Below are 19,676 nucleotides of genomic sequence, written 5' to 3' on the forward strand. Positions count from 1 at the left end.
TTCCCGTCACCGGCAGGAATCCTGCACCTTGGCCAGGAACTTGGCCCACTGCCCGAGCACCCCTGAGAACCCCTCGCCGCGAAGAGTGAGTTCAAGAGTTTTCCGCAGCGGATGCGGCGATTCCAGAATCGCCTCGTTGCGTTCAGCCAGCCGCTGGAGCTCGACTTCGGTGGGCAGCCGGTCGCTTTTCGCGCTGTTGCACTCGCGGTGCGCGGGCGCCAGGTTCCACAGCAGGTCAAGATCGGGGCCCGCCCACCCGTTCACCAGGCCGAAGCGCCGCATCAGCGCATGGGGGAAGACGTGGTCCACCGCCACGGCAGCGCCATGGGCGATGATGTCGCCGCAGATCAGACACCGACCGCGCTGGAACCCGATCACGGAGTCCGCCAACCCCGCGATCGACCGCCGCCGGTACTTGTCCCGCAACGTGCCCGACTCCAGGTCGACGGCGACGCCCTGGGCGATCAGACCGCGTCCGATGCCCGAACTGAACGAGTTCTCCACGATGGCCCAACGCGCCGTGAGCTCGGCCCACAGTCCGGCGGTGCGCTCGGATGAGACGATCTCCAGCATCGCCGGGGTGAGCACCACGGTGGGATCGGCGCCACGGCTCACCTCGTAGAAATCATGGGGCAATCGCGTATTCCCGGGCAGGTTCGGGAACTTCTTCAGCACCATCTGGCCCATCGACCGCCACGCCGCGTCGACCAATCGTTCGGTCGGGTGCCCCAGCTCCCTGGTCTGTTCCGCTTCTTGTCCGGCCACGGTCAAGAAGTCCCGCTCTCCTAATCCGGATTTCTCCGGCGCCTGCGGAGCGTCGGCCATGTGTTCCACCAAGCGCTGGGCATAAGGAACGGCCAGTTCCGACAATCGAACGTCGGTACGGCCTTGTCCGGCTGTTTCCAGCAGCGCGTGGGCAAAGGCGAACTTGTAGGTCCGGGAATTCGCGCCCAACAGCACGGCCATCCGCCAGGACGACCAGACGGTGGGTTCGCTGCGGTAGAGGGCGAACGTCATTCGGCAGCACCGACCAGCACCAGGGAACTCCACCGGACGTCGGGTCGACCCAGGACGTCCGCTGTCTCGCTGTGGTGCACGGCCTTCAGCCCCAGCGCCCCGGCCAGGTCGACCGTCTCGACCACGGACACGTCGAACATCCGCCGCCCCGCCGGAACGGGGCCGTGGCGCAAGGTCAGGACCAGGCGACCGCCGGGTGCCAGGAGACCGGCTATCCGCGTCATGGCGGTGCGGCGTTCGACGTCGTCCAGGTGCATCCACACCGCGCTGAGCAGGACGAGGTCGAAGACACCCCGCACCAACCGGAGCTCCGGCAGGCTGTCGTCGAGCCAGTGCACAGCGCCGCCGTGCAGCGCCCGGCCGATCACCCGGAACTCAGCGGTCGGCTCCACAGCGGTGACCGTGTGCCCCCGCGCGGCCAGGGCAGCGGCGTCACGACCGGTCCCCGCGCCGATGTCGATCACCCGGCTCGGAGTGCCCGGCAGCCAGGCCACCACGGCGCCGTGGACTTGCTCGAAGCTCACGGCCTCGTACTCGTGGGCCAGCCGCTCAGCCGCCCCTGAGTAGCCCGTGGCGCCTGCCACGTGGCCACCCGACCCGGCGGATTCCCGGTTCACCCTCAGTGTGCCCCAGCTTCATGTCAATTCGGCATGTCACCGGTCAATCTAGTCGCTGGTCCCGGTCAGGTCGTAGGTCGCACTGTGGTGGCTGGGGTTGTCGGGAGGAGCGGGGGTCGTGTAAGGGCAGGCTGACAACACTCTGCGACCGACACACTGCTCGCGGCGCTACACCCGAACGGCCGGATTGCGGCAGGCGGCTAACAATCCACTTCGGCCAGGAATCCGCCGACCGCTGTTCGAAATCCTGCTGGGTCTTCTGTCCACGGTAGGTGACCGGCGTCGGTCAGGTGTACACGTGACACCTTTGGTAGTACCCGTTCCAAGGAATCCACGGCCATGGTGTCCCACAATCCGGGGCCACCATGGCAGAACACCACCGGCACACCATTGCCCACCCGCGCGGCCCACAGTCGAATACCGTCTTCAGTCCATACCGCCACGCCTCGGAGTATGGCCGGATGGAAGCCGATTGACCCAGGCGCCGGTGAGGGTGTCGAGGATGAGGAAGGCGAGCAAGCTCAAGCCCAGCAACGGAATCGCCCAGCCGACGGCGATGAGGGCCAGTGGGGCCGGGACGATCGCCCACAGGGGGAGTCGTTGCCAGGCGCCTCGTCGGGGGGCGGCGCCGACGGCGGTGCGGGTTGGGCGGCGTTGCCACCACATGCGGTAGCCGAGGACGATCAGGGTGAGGATCGAGGCGGCCAGCAGGAACAGCGCGATCTGGTTGGCCAGGCCGAACAACCTGCCCATGTGCGCCTGGATGCCGAGTGTGGTCAGCTTCGCGAGCAGCGGTCGGTCGGCGAAGTCGGTGCGGGCGGTGATCGTGGCGGATGTGGGGTTTACCGCGATCTTGTCCAGGCGGATCGGCCATGTGTTGTCGACCTGGGCAGCGGTCCAGGCGTTGCCGGGATTGCTCGCGACGTCGATCTCGACGGGGCCGTCGAGGCCAGCGGTGCGTGCGGCGGAGAGCACCCGGTCGAACGTCGTGGGGTCCAGCGGTGTCGTGCCGCCGTGGCTCATGCCCGCGTGTTCCCCGTGTCCGGTCGATCCGGTCGAGGCGGTTCCCGGGAGGCTGGTGTCGAGCACCGGTGTCTTGGCGTGCAGTGCTTCCAGGGCCGCCGCGAAGTTGTCACCGGCGTAGGTCGACCAGGTCAGCCCGGTGACGGACAGGAACAGCGCGCCGAGCAGTGTCCACATCCCGAGGCTGGCGTGCCACGACCGGGTCCGGCGCACGCCCGTCGCGCTGGGGTCCGGTAGCAGCAGCGCCCGGACACGACGCCGGGAGTTGCGCCGCCGCACCAGCCACAGCACCAGTCCGGCCAGCGAGATCACCCACAGCCAACTCGCCGCCAGCTCCGAGTACACCCGGCCCGGCTCGCCCAGCAGCAGGTTGCGGTGCAGCCCGTCCAGCCAGGTGGTGACCGGGGTGGCGCCGAACCAGGTGGTCAACTGGCCCTGCACCCGAGCGGTGTACGGGTCGACGTAAGCGGTGCGGGAGTTGTCGCCGATGCCGCTGAACACGACCTGCGTCACCACGTCGGGGTCCTCGGCCACCACGACCCCGGTGACCGACCCGTCGGGCACCGCCGCCCGAGCCGCCGTGACCTGCTCCGCGAGCGGCAGCGGCGAACCCCCGGTCGGGGACACGGTCAGCACATCGCCGTAGAACAGGTCGTCAAGCTGCGGCGCCATCGAGTACAACAGTCCGGACACGGCGGCCACGATCAAGAACGGGGCCACGAACACCCCGGCGTAGAAGTGCAACCGGCGCAACAGCGGCACCACGGACCACCGTTGCGGAGCGGCAACCACGTCATCAAGCGGCGGAGCGGACATCGAACACCTCGCGCGGGGAGTCGGGACTTCACGCACAAGTCGGACGTCCGCGCCTTGTGGTTCCCGGCTCCCAGCGGATGGCGGCAACTCACGCAGCGCATTGCTGTCCGGGGAAGACACGTCATGCTCGACGGGCGAGAGGTCGGGCGGGTGATCCGTTTGACCAGTGAGCGGCTGTCGTTGCCGGGGACTGCTGTGCGGCAATTGGGGACTCCCGCACAGGTGCGTTCGACATTGAGCTACAAGCGCCCGCTGCCTTCACCACCCGGACGAAGCCCGCGTGGTGCCCGGAGTGCATCGGCGAGGTTTTCCGCGGTGCGGGCGTCGAGGTAGTGGAGCCGATGGCCGAGCCGCAGGATTGGTGGCTGACGAGGTGTCTCGTGTCGTCTGGGATTCGACAGGAGCCGTGTGGTGGTACGCGGATTGGTGCGTCAGCAGTGGCAGGAACCGGTCCGCGATCGCGAGAAGTACCAAAGCCCGCGGTGTCCGAACTGCCGGACCACCTCGGGTCGCCGGCGTGGCGAGACCCCGGTTTGGCCGCTGAGTGGAGCCCGACCAATCCTGTCACGGCATGGCGGGTGCGCCCCCACACGAGCACCGCGTTCTCGCCGGAGTGGATCTGTGCCACCGGTCCCGCGCACGTCTGGCGGTCACCGCTCAGTTCACGGTCCGGTGGCGCGGAATGCCCACAGTGCCGTGAACACGGCAAATCCCGGGTTGAACTCGACCATTGGGAGGCGGCGAAGGAGGTGTTCGGCCACGCGACCTCTGGCCTGGTGGTTCGTGACCGCGGGAGATCGCAATATCCTGATCGAGTACGACGGCGCGTACTGGCACCGGTCGCCAAGTTGCTGATCGACGAACGCAAGAGCAACGACTTGCTCGCGGCCGGGTATGTCGTCCGTGCGGCTACAAGACCGCCCCGGTGCGGTCAAGCCAGGTCTTACGCCGCTCGTCTGTGGGCGGTTGGGCGGAGGTGGCGCGGCCTGTGCTTTCGCGGGTTTGGCGCCCAGTCCCCCGGCTTGGCACTAGGACCCAAATCCTGGTCACCCTCCACCGCCGGCGTGCCGGGGGTGGGTTCGCGGCGGTGTGCGCGGGCGACGAGGTAGAGCAGGGCGAGGCCCGCCAACAGTGGACCGTGCGAGACCACGCGGATGGCGGTGGCGCTTCCGGCGATGATGTCGTGTGCCGAGAACAGCAGCAGGATGCCGACGAATCCGCTGAGGGTGGGGAGCAGGCCGGTGGCACGGTGCGCCTGCACGGCGGCGACGAGCAGGCCGATGCCGAGGGCGAGGTTCCAGGCGGCGCCCTCGTTGAACAGGTGGCTGGCCAGGTCGTGGCCGGTGAGTTCGTGGCCGGCGTGGTCCCCGGTCGCGCCGGTGAGGAACTGGGCCATGGCCAGCCAGACCTGGATCAGGGCGACGACGACGAGTGCCACCCGGGAGCCCAGTGCGGTTGGTTTGGGGCGGACCGCCAGTACCGCGTCGACGAGGTCGGGGGGTTGTTCGGCGGGGCGGACCCGGATGGTCCTGGTCAGGTGTTCGGCCTTGGCCTGCCACTGGGCGCAGGTCGGGCACTGGCCGAGGTGCGCGTCGACGTCGGCGGTGGGGGCGGGTTCGGCCTCGCCGTCGAGTCGGGCCGAGAGCGCTTCACGGCAGGTTTCACAGTCCACGTGGTGAATGGTCGCGCCGGTCGGCCCGTTGGTTCCCGACGGGGGTGTGGTTACGATCCGCGACCGTGAGCACACCCGATGACGACGTGACGCGCTGGGCGCTGCGGGCCCGGTCCGGTGACCGGGACGCCCTGGAGCGCTTCGTGCGGGCCACCCAGCGGGACGTCTGGCGGTTCGTCGCCCACCTCGCGGACGTCAGCGTGGCCGATGATCTCGCGCAGGAGACCTACGCACGGGCGCTCACCACGTTGCGTGGGTTCGCCGGGCGTTCGTCGGCCAAGACCTGGCTGTTGGTGATCGCTCGCCGGGTCGTCGTCGACCAGGTGCGGATGGCCCGGTCCCGGCCGCGACTGGCCTCGGGGGCGGGCTGGGAACTGGCCGCCGATCGCGGCTCACCGGTCAGCGGCGCCGAGGCGGTGGTCGAACTGAACATGTTGCTCGACGCCCTGGACCCGGACCGGCGCGAGGCGCTGGTGCTGACCCAGGTACTCGGCCTGCCCTACGCCGAGGCGGCGGCCGTGGTGGGCTGTCCGATCGGCACCATCCGCTCCCGGGTCGCCCGAGCGCGTGAAGACCTCGTCCGCGCGGTCGAGGGTGGTTCCGCCACCGAGGTGGGTTGATCCACTGGTCACCCGCCCGTGTACACCGGCACGGGGGTGGACGACATGCAGTACGGTCGGTTCATGGCGGATGAACCCGGTGGTCCCGTGCTCGGCCCGACGCTGGCCGAGTGGCGCAAGGCCCGGGAGGAGACGGAGCGCCACCTCGCCACCGAGACCGACCTGCCGGACGTGCCGTGGGTGCAGCGACTCGCCGATCTGCTGACCACCGAGCGCTCGTGGCAGGACCAGTACACCGAGCTGGTCGCGCTCGACAGCAGTGAGGGCCGGTTCCCGCCGTCCAACCGCTGAGTCCGCAATGCACAGTCCGCAGTGCACAGTCCTCAATGGACTGTGATGGAATGCCGAAGCGACAAGGAGATCGACGCGTGGTCGAAGGAACAGCCAAGTGGTTCGACGTCGAGGGCCCGCGCGCCGCAGCGGTGCCGGTCCGCTGACCGCCGCGCGGCGCGTCGTGGTCTCGTCGGACGTGAACGCCCGGGGCGAGCCGGTGCGACTCGTCGCCGCGCTGGAGACCTACGTCCACCAGGTCGCGGTGCTGATCGGGGTACCGGTCGAAGCCGTGGCGCACGAGGTCACCGACACGGCCACGGCGTACGTCGGCTTGGCCGAACGACTTCCCGACTTGCCCGCCGGTGACCTGATGCTCGTCTGGGACGAGCGGCTCGGGTGGTACATCGGCGTCGAGCCGCACGGGTCCGTGATCTCCTACCTCGGCGGCCACGTCGTCCCCACTCCGGCTGAGGTGGCCCGCTTCGTCGCGGACGTCATCGCCGGTCACCACCTGAGCGAGGCGGGCACCGTCACCCCGCTGCCCGACCGCCAGGCGCTGGCGGCGCGCATGGTCGCGGTCTCGTCCTGAGCGCTCACGCGGTGGCGAGCCCGGCCTGGTAGGCGAGGATCACCAGGTGGACGCGGTCGCGGGCGGAGAGCTTGAGCATGATGTGGGCGACATGGGCTTTGGTGGTGCCGGGGGTGATGTGCAGGCGTTGGGCGATCTCGCTGTTGGACAGCCCCGCGGCGATGAGGGTGAGCACTTCGCGTTCTCGTGGGGTGATGGCGGTGAGCCGGTCCGTGCGCGGTGGGCTGGTGTACGCGGCGATGAGTTTGCGGGTGACGCTGGGGGAGAGGAGCGCGTCGCCCGCGGCGACGACGCGGATGGCGGCGAGGAGGTCGGTTGACGGGGTGTCCTTGAGGAGGAATCCGCTGGCGCCCGCGCGGAGGGCGGCGAAGACGTACTCGTCGAGGTCGAAGGTGGTCAGGACGAGTACGCGCACCTCGGGCAGGGTGGCGGTGATCCGGCGGGTGGCCTCGATGCCGTCCAGTTCGGGCATGCGGATGTCCATGACGACGACGTCCGGGGGGTCGGCGGTCGCCAACTCGACGGCATCGGCCCCGTTGGCGGCCTCGGCGATGACGGTGAGGTCGTCGGCCGAGTTGACGATCTCGCGGAAGCCGGTGCGGATGAGGGCTTGGTCGTCGGCGATGAGCACCCGGATCACGAGTGGTCCCCGTGCGGCAGTCGGGCGGCCACCTCGAAGCCGCCGGGTATCGGGCCTGCGCTGAGTTCACCGCCGCAAAGCGTCGTCCGTTCGCGCATTCCGATGAGGCCGTGACCGCCGGGACCGGGTGAGCCGCCGCGGCCGTTGTCGGTGATCGTGAGGAGCACGGCGTCTTCCGCGTAGGCGATCGTGACTCGGCAGGTCTGGGTCTCCGCGTGTTTGACCACGTTGGTCAGGGCTTCCTGCACGATCCGGTACGCCGAGACGTCGATCCCGGCGGGGAGCGGGTGGGGCGTGCCGTGCAGCACGACGTCCACGTCGACCCCCGCGCTGGACGTGCGTGCGACCAGCTCGTCCAGCCCGGCGAGGCCGGGGGCCGGTTCGAGTGATCCGGGGGAGCGCAGCACGCCCAGCATGCGGCGCAGTTCGGTCAGCGCTTCGCGGCCGGTGGTCTCGATGACGCCGAGGGCGGCCGCCGCCGCGGCGGGCTTGCGGTCGAGGACCAGCCTGCCCATGTCGGCTTGAACGGTGATCACGCTCATGCTGTGCGCGACGACGTCGTGCAGTTCCCTGGCGATGCGCAGGCGCTCGTCGGTGACCAGCGCCGCGCGCTCACGTTCCCCCTGCGCTGCCAGGGTTTCCGCGTAGACGCGGTACTGGGCGCGCAACATCCCCGCACCCCAACCGATCACCACGACAGCGCCGGGTAGCAGCACTGTCACCCACTGTCCATTCCAGACTACCCCGCCCGCGACCACGGCCAGGACGACCGCGAGCGCCACATAGGACCGACGGGAACCCAGTGCTGCCAACGAATAGGCGACCAACGCCATCGGCACCGACGCGAGCGGCACCACCGGCACCACCGACGTGGCCAACGACAGTCCGAACGCCGGGACGCCCAGCCCGAACGCCAACCACGGCCGACGGCGCAGCACGAGCGGTACGGCGAGGAGCGTGGCGCCGAGCAGACCGACCAGGCGCGACGTGGGCCCCGTCCCGCTGATCAGCGGACCTCCCCACGCCAGCACGACAGCGACCGCCGCGAGGCAGTCGAGCGCGAACCAGTGTCCCGGTCGCAGCCGCCGCAGCAGCGGTGGGCGCACGTCGATCCCCATCGGCCGACCGTAGCCGAGCGGCCGGAGCGCACACATCATTCCCCGGTCGTATGCCCACGGGCATACGCCGGTGGGTACCCGCCCGCGCGGCGATGACGGCCCCGCCCCCCGCCGGGCACGGTGAACCCCAGCAGAAAGGACACCACCATGATCGAAGCCGATGAGTTGACCAAGACCTACGGCCGCCGCCGCGCGGTCGACCGGTTGACCTTCCACATCCCACCCGGCCGGGTGACGGGGTTCCTCGGGCCCAACGGCGCGGGCAAGTCCAGCACCATCCGCCTTGTCCTCGGCCTGGACTCGCCGACCCACGGCCGGGTGCTGGTCAACGGGCGGCCGTACCGGGCGTTGGACCGGCCGTTGCGCCGGGTCGGCGCGCTGCTCGACGCGAACGCCGTGCACGGCGGCCGCCGGGCCCGCGACCACCTGCGATGGCTCGCCGAGACCAACGACATCCCGCGGGCCCGGGTCGACGAGGTGCTGGGCCTGACCGGCCTGACCGAGGTGGGACACCGGCGGGTCGGTGGGTTCTCGCTCGGGATGAAGCAGCGGCTCGGCATCGCCGCGGCGCTCATCGGCGACCCGGAGATCCTGATCTTCGACGAGCCGGTCAACGGCCTCGACCCGGACGGGGTGCACTGGATCCGCGGGCTGATCCGGTCGCTGGCCGCCGAGGGGCGCACCGTGCTGGTCTCCAGCCACCTGATGAGCGAGATGCAGTTGACCGCCGACCACCTGCTGATCCTCGCCCGGGGCAGGCTGCTCTCGGACGCGGCCATGGCCGACCTGGTCCGCTCCGGCGGCGGTGACGTGCTGGTCCGCACCGCGGGTGACTCACCGCTCGCCGCGCTGCTGACCGCCGGGGGCGCCACGGTGACCCCGGAGTCCGGCCGGGGTTTGGTGGTGACCGGGCTCGACCCGACCCGGATCGCCGAGGTGGCCGCCGCGCACGGCATCGCACTGGTCGAGTTGACCCCACGCGCGGCGTCGCTCGAAGAGGTCTTCCGCCGCATCACCGATCCCGAACTCCAGTACCGCGCCGACCGGGAGGGGACCCGATGACCGGCCTGATCGCCGCGGAGTGGACGAAGCTCCGCTCGGTGCGCTCGACGCCATTGGTCCTCGCCGTGGCAGCGGTGTCGACCATCGTGATCGCCGTGGTCCAGGCCCGCTCGGCGGCGAGCGCGTGGGACAGTTGGGGTCCGCGCGCCCGCGCCGAGTTCGACCCGGTGTTCTCGACCTTCTCCGGATTCCAGTTGGCGCAGTTGGCTTTCGGCCTGCTGGGTGTCCTGGCCGTCACCGCCGAGTACGGCACCGGCACGGTCCGGGCCACCTTCGCCGCCGCACCCCGGCGCGGCCGGGTGCTCGCCGCGAAACTCCTCGTCGTCGGCACGCTCACCCTGGTCGCGGGGGAGGTGCTGGCGTTCGCGGCCTTCTTCGCGGGCCAGATGGCGTTGGCGGGCAAGCACTTGGACACCGGACTCGGCGACCCGAACGTCCTGCGCGCGGTGCTGGGCCAGGGTTTCTACGTCGCCACCGTGGCCGTCCTCGGCGCGGCGATCGGCACCGTGCTCCGACACACCGCAGGCGCGACCGCGCTCACCACGGGACTGTTGTTCCTCGCGCCGACAGTGCTCAAAGCCTTCTCCGCCAACGGCTCCACGGCGTTGACCCACTGGGCGCCGGGAGTGGCCGCCGAGGGCCTGACCTGGACCAGGTTCCACGACCCGGAATGGCCGACAGCCGGGTTCGCGCTGCTGGTCTGCCTCACCTACCTCGCGGTGACCGTCGCCGCCGCGGCCTGGTGCTTGACCCGCCGCGACGTCTGACCCGCCTGAACCGCGGTGGTGGCCACCGGCGGATGGCCACCACCACCGGGTCATGCGGTCGCTTCCTGCTCCTCAACCGACCCGTGCAGTTCCCACTGCCCGCGCCTGCGCAGGACGAACAGGTAGTACAGGGTCGCCACCACGGCGATGCCGATGGTGGTCAGCAGGCTGGGCCGACCGACCGCCGGGTCGAGCGCGTTCTGCCAGATCACGTACACGAGGGCGGCCAGGGCCACCACCGGGGCGATGGGGAACCACGGCATCCGGTAGGCGGCGTGTCGGGTTGAGCCGTTGCGGCGGCCGTTGATCACGGCGACGCACAGGAACGCGTAGACCGCCACGATCGAGGTTGAGGTGACGACCAGCAGGAAGTGCTCGTCCACGAAGCACAGGGCCGTGCCGAAGATGCCGGTGACGATGGTGGCGATCCACGGGGTGTTGGTGCGCGGGTGGATGGCGGCGAGCGCCCGGCTGATCGTTCCCGGCCAGGCGGCGTCGCGGCCGGTGCTGAAGACCATTCGGGAGGTGATGAGGATGATGGCCAGCACCGCGTTCAGGATGGCCAGCGCGATCGCCAGGCTGATGACGGTGTTCAGCGTGGACCCGCCGCGAGCGGTGACGAAGTAGCTCATCATGTTGTCCGAGGAGAACAGGTCGGTCAGCGACGGGGCGCCGATGAGGACCGAGGTGACCGGGATGAGCTCGGCCAGCACGGTGATGCCCAGCGCCCAGAGGATGGCGCGGGCGATGCCGCGGTGCGCGTTGGTGGTCTCCTCGCCGAAGTAGACCGCGGAGCCGTAGCCGTTGTAGGAGAAGATCGCGACCGCCGCGGCCGCGGCGATGATGCCGAACGAGGTGGGGCTCAGCCCGCCGTCGCCGGTGGCCGCCATCGGGGAGGCGACCAGGTCGCCGATGCCGCGGGCCGGGTTGACCAGGCCGAGGGCGGTGACGATCACCAGCGCGACCATCTCGATGGCCAGGAAGACGCCGGTGATCCAGGCGTTGACCTTGATGTCGAACACCGCCAGCACGGTGGCCGCCGCCGTGGTGACGCCGGCGACGACCGGGCCGTTCAGGCCGGGGATGAGCACCGACAGGTAGGTGCCGACGCCCAGGGCGATGACGGCGATGATGAGCAGTTGGGTGATCATCAGCAGCCCGAGCGTCACGAAGCCGGGCAGCTTGCCCAGGGTGCGCGCCACGATGGCGTACTCGCCGCCGCTGAGCGGGTAGGCCGAGGCCAGTTCCGCGTAGACGAACGCCATGAACACGCCGACCACGGCCGCGATGACGAAGCTCCAGAACGCGCCGCTGCCCGCCTGGGTCACCACACCGGGGGCGATGATGAAGACCGAGGACGCGGGCGAGATCGCCGACAGCGTGATGAGCAGCGTGCCGAGCACTTTCAGGCCCCGGCGCAGGCCGGGGGCGGGGGGTGACGAGGTGGGCAGGGAGGGCGCTGGATCCGGCATGGCGGGTCTCCTCGAACGAGTTCTTTGACTGGTCATCAAAGAACTCAATGTGGCGTACGTCAATAAGGAACCACAAAACATCTGTGTTACGGCACCGAGTACTTGCGTTCTTTGATGATCGGTTGAAGAATCACCGGCATGCCGAGACCCAGCAGGGCGCACCACAAGCGTGGTGAGCTGATCGCCGCCGCGCGGCAGGCCGTCCTCGACCGGGGCGTGCTCGACCTGCGGTTGCGCGACGTCGCCGACCAGGCCGACATGTCCACCGGATCGGTCCTGTACTACTTCCCGACCCTCGGTGACCTGCTCTACCAGGTGCAGACCGAGGCCGTCGAGCGGTTCTGCGTGGACCGCGAGGAGGCCGCCCGCCAGGAGCCGGACCTCCGGCGCAGGCTGGTCGCCACCATCCGGGCCGGGTTGCCCACCGGCCAGGACGACGAACTGTGCGTGCTCATCTACGAACTCGGCGCGTACGCCCGCCGCGACCCGGCCTACGCCGCCCAGCACATCCGGTTGTGCGAGCGGCAGGTCGCGCTGTACTCCACGATCCTGGAGACCGGCGCGGCCACCGGCGTGTTCCGGCTGACCCGCGACGCCACCACGATCGCGCGCAGCCTGGTCGCCCTGGAGGACGGGCTCGGCCTGCACCTGACCCAGGCCGTGCCGACCTTCACCACCCCCCAGGCCGAGGCGATGCTGATCGCCTACGCCGCCGACGCCACCAACTGCCCCCTGGAGTCCTGACATGCGCGCCCGCGACCTCGGCCTGCGGCTCACCGGCGTCACCGGTCCGCACAACGCCATCACCGACGTCCCCGGTGTCCAGGTCGGCTACACGACCCTCGTCGACGGCGACGCGGTCCGCACCGGGGTCACCGCGATCCTGCCGCGCCCGCCCGCCGACGTGCACCTGCCGTGTGCGGCGGGCCGGTACTCGCTCAACGGCAACGGCGAGATGACCGGCTCCGCGCTCATCGACGAGATCGGCCTGGTCCGGCTCCCGGTGCTGATCACCAACACGCACGCCGTCGGCCCGTGCCACCGCGGCGTGATCGACTGGGTGGTCCGGGAGAAGCCCCAGGTCGCCGAGCAGTGGCTGCTCCCGGTGGTCGCCGAGACCTGGGACGGCTACCTCAACGACATCAACGGCCCGCACATCCAGCCGTCGCACGCCGTCGCCGCCATCGACGCCGCCACCGGTGGTCCCGTCGCCGAGGGTTCGGTCGGCGGTGGCACCGGCATGAACTGCTACGCCTTCAAGGGCGGCAGCGGAACGTCTTCACGCGTAGTCGAATACGGCTCGGATTCCTACACGGTCGGCGCTTTCGTCCAGGCGAACTTCGGCTCCCGGCACGAGCTGACGGTCACCGGTGTCCTGGTTGGACAGTCCATTGCGGACGACAACCCGATGGAGGACACCGACTGGCTGATCCCGCCCGGCGCGGGCTCGGTGATCGCCGTCATCGCCACCGACGCCCCGCTGCTGCCCGGCCAGTGCACCGCGCTGGCCCGCCGCGTCCCGCTCGGTCTCGCCCGCACCGGCACGACCGGCTCGCACTTCTCCGGCGACATCTTCCTGGCGTTCTCCACCGGCAACCGGCACACGCCGTCCGAGTTCCCGCACGGCGACCCCGGCTACGACACCGTCCGGCACATCCCGTGGAACCGGATGGACGACTTCTTCGCCGCCGTGGTCCACTCGGTGGAGGAGGCCGTGCTCAACGCCCTGGTCGCCGCCGAGACCATGACCGGCCGCCTCGGTCACCGCTCGCCCGCGCTGCCCACCGACCGCCTGCTCGACCTGGTCAAGTCCGCCCGGTGAACTAACGGCCCGGTCCGCGGTGGGTCTTCTTGACCTGTCCGGGTGGGATCTTCTTGGCCTGGTCGGTCGCCACCGTGGTGTCGGTGGTGTCCTGGGTGTCCTTGTCGAGGTTGACCACCACCTCCGGGGCGGTGGTCGCCTGCGCGGGGGTCGTCGTCACGGGGGCGGCGGCGGTGGACGTGACCGGGTCGCGGGTCGCGGGTTTGTGTCGCGGGACGACGAGGGTCGAGTCCGCGGACGACGGTGCCGGGAGCCGCGCGGCCGGTGTGCCGGGTGTCGCGGTGGTGTCGGGCGGCGGGGGCGCGTCCGACGAGGTGGTCGGGGTGGACAGCGACCACGCGAGCACCCCGGCGGTCAGCGCCGTCACCGCCGATCCCGCGACGACCAGCACCCTCGGCGCGACCTTACGGCGCGACCGGACCCGCTGGTCGGCGCGCAGGACTCGGGCGCAGCCCGCGGCATCGGGTCGGCGGCGCGGCGCCAGGGCGGTCATCAGGGAGAACAGCCGCACCAGGTCGTCGGGCAGGTCCCTGGGCACGGCGGGTGGCCGGTGCAGTCGGGCGACGGCGGTCTCGATGTCGGTGCCCTCGTACTCCGGCTTGCCGCTCAGGCACTCCAGCAGCACCAGGCCGAGCGCGTAGATGTCGGCGGGGCAGCCCACCTCCACCCCGGCGACCTGTTCCGGCGCCAGGTAGGCCGCGGTGCCGGTCATCCGGCTGCTGCTGGTCAACCGGGGCGACCCGAGCAGCCGGGCGAGGCCGAAATCCGCCAGCACCGCCCGGTCGTCGCGGGTCAGCAGGATGTTCGACGGCTTGATGTCGCGGTGCACGATCTCGTTGCCGTGCACGCAGGCCAGCGCGTCGGCCAGGTTCGCGCCGAGCCTGCGCACCCGCTCCAGCGGCAGCGGCCCGTCGGCGATCGCGTGCCGCAGGGTCGGCCCGTCGACCAGGCCCAGCACCAGGAACGAGTGCGTGTCGTGGATGCCGCTGTCGTGGATCGGGACCAGCCCGGGGTGGTCCAGGCTGCGCAGGATGCGCACCTCGGCGTCGAAGCGCCTGCGGTCGGCCAGGTCCGAGTCGCGCCGGAACACCTTGACCGCCACGAACCGGTCCAGCGCGCGGTCGCGTGCCCGGTAGACCTGGGCCATCCCGCCGATCCCGATCACCTCCGCCAGCCGGTACCGACCGGCCAGCAGGTCCCCGGGCGCGGGCAGCGTCACCCCTCGTTCGTCTGGCACTCCAGCAGCATGCCCTGTCCGCCCACCGGATACCAGCGGCCGTCGAACCCTCCGTCGTCCTACTGTCCACAGGGGACCGACGGTGTATCGGGCAGGTTCACTAGCCCGATTGGACTACGTCGCCCGCCGACCGCGCCGGGCCGTTCGGGCCGGGGAGCGCCGACACCCCAGGTCGCGGGCAGAACCGGGTTGCATAAGATCTCCCGGTGGCCGACTTCGACGACTACCCAGACACCACCGTTCTCCCGGTGCGCCAGCAGCAGATCTTGGCGGCGGTGCGGGACTGGGTGGTGGAGCACGGCTACTCGCCCAGCACCCGGCAGATCGGCGACGCCGTCGGGCTGCGGTCGTCGTCGGCGGTGAGCAAGCACCTGGCGAGCCTGGAAGACCGGGGTTACCTGCGGCGCGGCACCTCCGTCACTCGCCCCATCGACGTCCGGCTGTTCCTCGGCCCCGCGCCGGGCAACGGCTCGTCGGTCTCGGTGCCGGTGGTCGGGCACATCGCCGCAGGCACGCCGATCACCGCCGAGGAACAGGTCGACGACGTCCTCGACCTGCCGAAGGAACTCACCGGACGGGGCACCGTGTTCGCCCTGCGGGTCCGGGGCGACTCAATGGTGGACGCCGCCATCTGCGACGGCGACATCGTGGTCGTGCGCCAGCAGCACGAGGCGCACTCCGGACAAATCGTAGCCGCGATGATCGACGACGAGGCCACCGTCAAGGTCTACCGTCGCAGCAACGGCCACGTCTTCCTCGACCCCCGCAACGACGACTACCCCGTGCTGGACGGGGACAACGCCACCGTCCTCGGCATCGTCGTCTCCGTCCTGCGCAGCGTCTAGCGGCTCCGGTCCGGGCGGCGTTCGAGCACGGACACCCCGGATGCCGGTGACACGGTCGGCAGCACCACCTTCTGGAACACCCGGTGCGCGGGCAGATCCATCGAACGGGTCGGCTTCACCGACCGCCACGACCGCGCTGAACGGCGGCAGGAACCGCCTCCAGTTCGAACTCGACGTTCCCGATCCCAGTGCGCCACGGCCACAGGACGTACTGCTGGAACACGATGCCCCGGTCCAGGCCGGACCCGGCGACCGGGACACCGCCACCTGCCCGTTGGTCGGCTGGGCCAGGCCCGCCAGCAGCGCCCGGCTCCCACACGACCGCTCCACGAACCCCTCCGAAGGCCCCCGCGCGCGGCCCAGCCCCCACCCTTCCCGGGGGGCGTCCCCGGGGCCAGTCTACCGGCTGGGCAAGATCGACAGGGGGTGCTGCCGGGGGCTGTGGACAACTCGGCGCCATGGGGGTGCCGAACCACGTTGTGAGCGCGACTCACACAGCGAGGGTGGGCCGAGACGAGCACACGCAGGCCGTGAGAACCGCCAGTTCCCGCAGCCCGCCCGCAGCGCGCCCGCCGCAGCCCGCCCGCAGCGCGACGCCGCTGAGGGCGAGGAACGGGCCGCCACCAGTGGGCCGGTCAGCGACAGCAGCGTCTTCACCGGGAGCTTGCCGAGCGTGGCGAATCTTCTCGATGCGCTGGTGTCCCCACCTAGTCAGCCTGCGGGGACGAGCCGGGGCGAGTCGAACCCGTCCGCCGGGCGGGCCAGGCCGTAGTGGTCGCGCAGGGTCGTGCCGGTGTACTCGGCGCGGAACAGGCCGCGGGAGCGCAGGATCGGTAGCACGGTGTCGATTAACTCGGTGAGCCCGGACGGCAGCAGCGGCGCCATCACGTTGAACCCGTCGGCCGCGCCGGTGGTGAACCACAGCTCGATGTGGTCGGCGATCTGTTCCGGGGTTCCGGTGACGACCTGGTGACCGCGGCCGCCGCCCAGCCGGGACAGCAGTTGCCGCAGGGTGAGCCGTTCGCGTTCGGCCAGGTCGCGCACCAGGGCGAACCGGCTCTGCGCGCCGTTGACGGTCTCCGGCAGCGGCGGCAGCGGTTGGTCCAGCGGGTGCCCGATCAGGTCGACGCCGATCATCTCGGAGAGTTGGCGCACCGCGCGGGCGGGCACGATCAGCTCGTCGAGTTCGTCGGCCAGCCGCCGTGCCTCGGCCTCCGTCGATCCCAGGATCGGCACGATGCCGGGCAGCACCTTGAGCGAGTCGACGCCGCGGCCGTGTCCGGCCAGCCTGCCTTTGAGGTCGGCGTAGAACTCCCGGCCGGACTCGATGGTCTGGTGCGCGGTGAACACCGCCTCCGCCCACTTCGCCGCGAACGCCTTCCCGTCCGCCGACGACCCGGCCTGCACCAGCAGCGGGTGCCCCTGCGGGATGCGGGGTGTGTTCAGCGGGCCGCGGACCTGGTGGAACCGGCCCGCGTGCGCGATCTCGCGAACCCGGTCGGGATCGGCGAAGCGCCCGCTGTTCCGGTCGACCACGACGGCGTCGTCGGCCCAGCTATCCCAGAGCGCGGTGACCACCCGCAGGTACTCGTCGGCCCGCTCGTAGCGCTCGGCGTGGTCGGCCGCCGCGCCCAGCGAGAAGTTCTGCGCCGCCCGGTCGCCCGCGGTGGTGACGATGTTCCAGCCCGCTCGACCGCCGCTGATGTGGTCGAGCGAGGCGAACCAGCGGGCCAGGTTGAACGGCTCGCTGTAGCTGGTGGACGCGGTCGCGATCAGGCCGATCCGGGAGGTCACCGCCGCCATCGCGGTCAGCAGGGTGATCGGCTCGAACACCTGCGCCGCCGTGTGTTCGACATCGCCCCAGACCTGCACGCCGTCGGCGAGGAACACCGAGTCGAACCCGCCCGCCTCGGCGATCCGGGCCAGTTCCTGGTAGTGCCGGACATCGCCGAGCCGGGCCGGGTCGGTGCGCGGGTGCCGCCACGCCGCCTCGTGGTGACCCACCCCCATCAGGAAAGCGTTGAGGTGCAAGGGGCGTTCGGACATGGCTGTGCTCCAGGAATGGGCTGGGATTCGACCGGATGAGCAATTTCCGCGGCACCATCCTGTTTCAGCCGCTCACGGCCGGTCAACTTTGCGACCGGTGAAATTAATTCCTGCCCAGCCGGTGGGACGCCGCCGCGACCAGCGCGCCGACCGGGTCCCGGTACACCTCGCCCAGCGCCACCCCGGCCGCCGACAGTTCGAGGATGTCCGTGGTGGGGACCCCGCTCGCGCGCACCGACCGCGCGGGCTCGGCGCACACCAGCGACCGGTCCCGCACCTCGGCCCTGATCGCGTCCAGGCATTCCGGGATCGCCGCCGCGCCGAGCTCCGCCACGATCAGCACATCCGGGTTCACGATGTCGTACAACAACGCCGCCGCCCGTCCGACGACGTGTCCCCGTTCGATGAACAGGGTTCGCGCGGCTTCGTCTCCCTCGGTCGCCGTCCGCAGCAGTTCCCAGAACGGTGTCGCGGCGACCCGGTGCGCCCATGCCTGATCGGATACCGTCGCCTCGAAACAACTGAAATGACCGCTCGCGCAACGGATGTCCGGATCGCCGACCGGTAAATGCGCCACGACACCCGCGCCCGAACGTCGCCCCCGGTGCACTTCCCGGCCGGTTCGGACCGCCGCGTCAACGACATTGCCGACGAAGAGGTACAGCACGGACTCGTCCGGATCGACGGTTCCGAACAGTTCCTCGGCGTGCATGAGCCCTCTGGTGTGGTTGTCGACGTAAACCGGCAACGGCACCTGTCCGGCCACGACATCGCGCACCGGCACCGCCCGCCACCCCAATGACGGGTGCTCGACCAACACCCCGGCGTCCGCGTCCACCCAGCCGCCGGTGGCGACCCCGACCGCGCGCGTGCGCTCCGGGTCCACCCATTCCGCCGCGGCTTCGGCGATCTTGCCGACCATCGAGACCGGGTCTTCTCCCTGGTAGGGCACCCGCCGTTGCCGCACCACCCGTCCACACAGGTCCACGACACCCACCGTGCCGAACTCGTGCGCCAGGTGGATCCCGATGACCTCGCACGCCTCCGGGTTCACCGCCAACGGCACGTGTGGGCGACCGACCCGCCTTTCCGGCCGGACCGCGGTTTCCCGCAGCAACCCGCTGTCCAGCAGCAGTGAACTGTGCCTGGTCACCGCGGCGCCGCTCATCCCCACCAGCCGCGCCAACGCCCGTCTGGACAGCGGTCCGTGCCGCACTGCCGCGCGCAACAACGCGGCCGTACTGGCCGCGAACCGGTCGTCACCTTCCCCCAGGACCGCCGACACGTCTTCGATCGTCGCACGGCCGTGTCGGTTCCGGAGGTCGTTCCACAGCGCGGGAAGACTTGCGCGGGCGGGCCTACTGGTTTCCGCACCGGAGTCGAGTGTCCACAGTGGCCTGTTCAGTGCGTGCGCAGCCCCACGGTCACCGCGTCGATGAGCCGTGCGGTGTTCCTCGATTCCCGGAGTGTTCGTTCGGCGACCCAGGTGATTCCGCCTGCCAACAACAGCACGTCGTCCGCGGTCAATTCTGCGCGCACCGATCCCTGTTCTTGCGCGCTTTTCAGCAATCCGGCCAGTTCGGTTCGCATTTCCGCGACCGGTCCGGGAACCGGGTCGAGCGCGCTGTCCACAATGGACGCTGACGCGCCGCGGTAGACGGCGACCCGGTCGACGAAGGTGTGCAGCCACTCGACGAGGGCGGTACCCGCGTCGGCGGACTTCGCGAGTTTCCGCGCCTGGGTGGCCAAAGTGGCGACCCGGTCGGCGAGAAGCCCGGCGACCAGGGCCTCGCGGTTCGGGAAGTGGCGGTAGAGGGTGCCCGCGCCGACCTTCGCGCGCTGGGCGATCTCGTTGAGGGAGGCACCGGTGCCGTGCTCGGCGAACGCGGCGTCGGCGACCTTCAGGATGCGCTTGTGGGTCGCGCGGGCGTCGGCGGGTTTGCGCCGTCGGGCGGCGGGATCGGCCATGACCGCCAGCCTAGCGGAGAAGATCTCCTGTCGATGATCCGCCGTGGACCGTCAGTGGACCATGTTAGCTTG

Annotated in this window: 20 protein-coding genes and 2 pseudogenes; 9 read left to right on the plus strand and 13 right to left on the minus strand. The window is 70.5% G+C overall.

The genetic code is table 11. The annotated features are described in order from the left end of the window. Window positions 1-6: 6 nt before the first annotated feature. The 3 genes from H504_RS0128955 to H504_RS37590 all read right to left on the minus strand — a co-directional run bounded on the left by H504_RS0128955 (window position 7) and on the right by H504_RS37590 (window position 3,473). Window positions 7-1,017, minus strand: a complete 1,011-nt coding sequence (locus tag H504_RS0128955; RefSeq protein ID WP_026425639.1) for an HNH endonuclease — start codon at window positions 1,015-1,017, stop codon at window positions 7-9. Beyond that, a complete protein-coding gene (locus H504_RS0128960) occupies window positions 1,014-1,601 on the minus strand; it encodes a class I SAM-dependent methyltransferase (RefSeq protein ID WP_026425640.1) in 588 nt (195 codons plus the stop codon). The genes H504_RS0128955 and H504_RS0128960 overlap by 4 nt, the downstream gene beginning before the upstream one ends. 459 nt (window positions 1,602-2,060) lie before the next feature. After that, a complete protein-coding gene (locus tag H504_RS37590; RefSeq protein WP_084468346.1) occupies window positions 2,061-3,473 on the minus strand; it encodes a PepSY-associated TM helix domain-containing protein in 1,413 nt (470 codons plus the stop codon). A 341-nt stretch (window positions 3,474-3,814) separates the two neighbouring features. On the opposite strand from H504_RS37590, the pseudogene H504_RS44140 reads away from it, so the two are divergent. After that, a pseudogene (locus tag H504_RS44140) lies at window positions 3,815-4,162 on the plus strand (zinc-ribbon domain-containing protein); the annotation flags it as partial. A 254-nt stretch (window positions 4,163-4,416) separates the two neighbouring features. On the opposite strand, the gene H504_RS42710 reads toward H504_RS44140, so the two are convergent. Next, a complete protein-coding gene (locus tag H504_RS42710; RefSeq protein WP_026425641.1) occupies window positions 4,417-5,145 on the minus strand; it encodes a zf-HC2 domain-containing protein in 729 nt (242 codons plus the stop codon). 65 nt (window positions 5,146-5,210) lie between these two features. Between H504_RS42710 and H504_RS0128975 the strand changes: the two genes are divergently transcribed. The 3 genes from H504_RS0128975 to H504_RS37595 all read left to right on the plus strand — a co-directional run bounded on the left by H504_RS0128975 (window position 5,211) and on the right by H504_RS37595 (window position 6,627). Then, on the plus strand, window positions 5,211-5,765 hold the full coding sequence (locus tag H504_RS0128975) for a sigma-70 family RNA polymerase sigma factor (RefSeq protein WP_026425642.1): 555 nt from the start codon (window positions 5,211-5,213) through the stop codon (window positions 5,763-5,765). Window positions 5,766-5,828: 63 nt separating this feature from the next. After that, window positions 5,829-6,056, plus strand: coding sequence for a hypothetical protein (locus H504_RS0128980; RefSeq protein ID WP_157440697.1), 228 nt, complete (start codon window positions 5,829-5,831; stop codon window positions 6,054-6,056). 97 nt (window positions 6,057-6,153) lie between these two features. Further along, window positions 6,154-6,627, plus strand: coding sequence for a DUF6292 family protein (locus H504_RS37595; protein ID WP_245614496.1), 474 nt, complete (start codon window positions 6,154-6,156; stop codon window positions 6,625-6,627). Window positions 6,628-6,631: 4 nt separating this feature from the next. Here the strand turns inward: H504_RS37595 and H504_RS0128990 are convergent, their stop codons facing one another. Together H504_RS0128990 and H504_RS0128995 are read right to left on the minus strand one after the other, a co-directional pair. Next, complete coding sequence (locus H504_RS0128990; protein WP_026425644.1) at window positions 6,632-7,267, minus strand: response regulator; 636 nt, start codon at window positions 7,265-7,267, stop codon at window positions 6,632-6,634. Further along, entirely contained in the window at window positions 7,264-8,385 is a 1,122-nt protein-coding gene (locus H504_RS0128995) for a sensor histidine kinase (RefSeq protein WP_026425645.1), read from the minus strand. The genes H504_RS0128990 and H504_RS0128995 overlap by 4 nt, the downstream gene beginning before the upstream one ends. Before the next feature lie 147 nt (window positions 8,386-8,532). Between H504_RS0128995 and H504_RS0129000 the strand changes: the two genes are divergently transcribed. Beyond that, the gene (locus H504_RS0129000) at window positions 8,533-9,447 is read left to right on the plus strand and encodes an ATP-binding cassette domain-containing protein (protein ID WP_026425646.1); all 915 of its coding nucleotides are present in this window, start codon (window positions 8,533-8,535) and stop codon (window positions 9,445-9,447) included. Beyond that, entirely contained in the window at window positions 9,444-10,214 is a 771-nt protein-coding gene (locus H504_RS0129005) for an ABC-2 transporter permease (RefSeq protein WP_026425647.1), read from the plus strand. The genes H504_RS0129000 and H504_RS0129005 overlap by 4 nt, the downstream gene beginning before the upstream one ends. Window positions 10,215-10,264: 50 nt before the next feature. Here the strand turns inward: H504_RS0129005 and H504_RS0129010 are convergent, their stop codons facing one another. Then, window positions 10,265-11,686, minus strand: a complete 1,422-nt coding sequence (locus H504_RS0129010; protein ID WP_051386366.1) for an APC family permease — start codon at window positions 11,684-11,686, stop codon at window positions 10,265-10,267. Between the two features lie 138 nt (window positions 11,687-11,824). Between H504_RS0129010 and H504_RS0129015 the strand changes: the two genes are divergently transcribed. Then, a complete protein-coding gene (locus H504_RS0129015) occupies window positions 11,825-12,430 on the plus strand; it encodes a TetR/AcrR family transcriptional regulator (RefSeq protein ID WP_026425649.1) in 606 nt (201 codons plus the stop codon). Window position 12,431: 1 nt separating this feature from the next. Beyond that, entirely contained in the window at window positions 12,432-13,508 is a 1,077-nt protein-coding gene (locus H504_RS0129020; RefSeq protein ID WP_026425650.1) for a DmpA family aminopeptidase, read from the plus strand. A gap of 1 nt (window position 13,509) precedes the next feature. Here the strand turns inward: H504_RS0129020 and H504_RS39110 are convergent, their stop codons facing one another. Beyond that, window positions 13,510-14,745: a serine/threonine-protein kinase gene (locus H504_RS39110; RefSeq protein WP_157440699.1), complete on the minus strand. Its 1,236-nt coding sequence runs from the start codon at window positions 14,743-14,745 to the stop codon at window positions 13,510-13,512. 206 nt (window positions 14,746-14,951) lie between these two features. Here H504_RS39110 and lexA point away from each other — a divergent pair, with 206 nt between their 5' ends. Next, entirely contained in the window at window positions 14,952-15,590 is a 639-nt protein-coding gene (gene lexA, locus H504_RS0129030) for a transcriptional repressor LexA (RefSeq protein WP_026425651.1), read from the plus strand. Here the strand turns inward: lexA and H504_RS43730 are convergent. The 5 genes and pseudogenes from H504_RS43730 to H504_RS0129050 form a co-directional block, all read right to left on the minus strand. Further along, window positions 15,587-15,709, minus strand: a complete 123-nt coding sequence (locus H504_RS43730) for a hypothetical protein (protein ID WP_281173676.1) — start codon at window positions 15,707-15,709, stop codon at window positions 15,587-15,589. The two genes, lexA and H504_RS43730, sit on opposite strands and share 4 nt — an antisense overlap. 35 nt (window positions 15,710-15,744) lie before the next feature. Further along, window positions 15,745-15,893 (minus strand): annotated as a pseudogene (locus H504_RS40615) (ABC transporter ATP-binding protein); the annotation flags it as partial. Window positions 15,894-16,301: 408 nt separating this feature from the next. Continuing rightward, window positions 16,302-17,636, minus strand: coding sequence for an LLM class flavin-dependent oxidoreductase (locus H504_RS0129040; RefSeq protein WP_026425652.1), 1,335 nt, complete (start codon window positions 17,634-17,636; stop codon window positions 16,302-16,304). A 103-nt stretch (window positions 17,637-17,739) separates the two neighbouring features. Further along, the gene (locus tag H504_RS0129045; protein ID WP_051386368.1) at window positions 17,740-18,921 is read right to left on the minus strand and encodes an ROK family protein; all 1,182 of its coding nucleotides are present in this window, start codon (window positions 18,919-18,921) and stop codon (window positions 17,740-17,742) included. A gap of 116 nt (window positions 18,922-19,037) precedes the next feature. Next, window positions 19,038-19,604, minus strand: a complete 567-nt coding sequence (locus H504_RS0129050) for a TetR/AcrR family transcriptional regulator (RefSeq protein WP_026425654.1) — start codon at window positions 19,602-19,604, stop codon at window positions 19,038-19,040. Window positions 19,605-19,676: the final 72 nt, after the last annotated feature.

Source organism: Actinokineospora inagensis DSM 44258 (assembly GCF_000482865.1).
Classification (GTDB): domain Bacteria; phylum Actinomycetota; class Actinomycetes; order Mycobacteriales; family Pseudonocardiaceae; genus Actinokineospora; species Actinokineospora inagensis.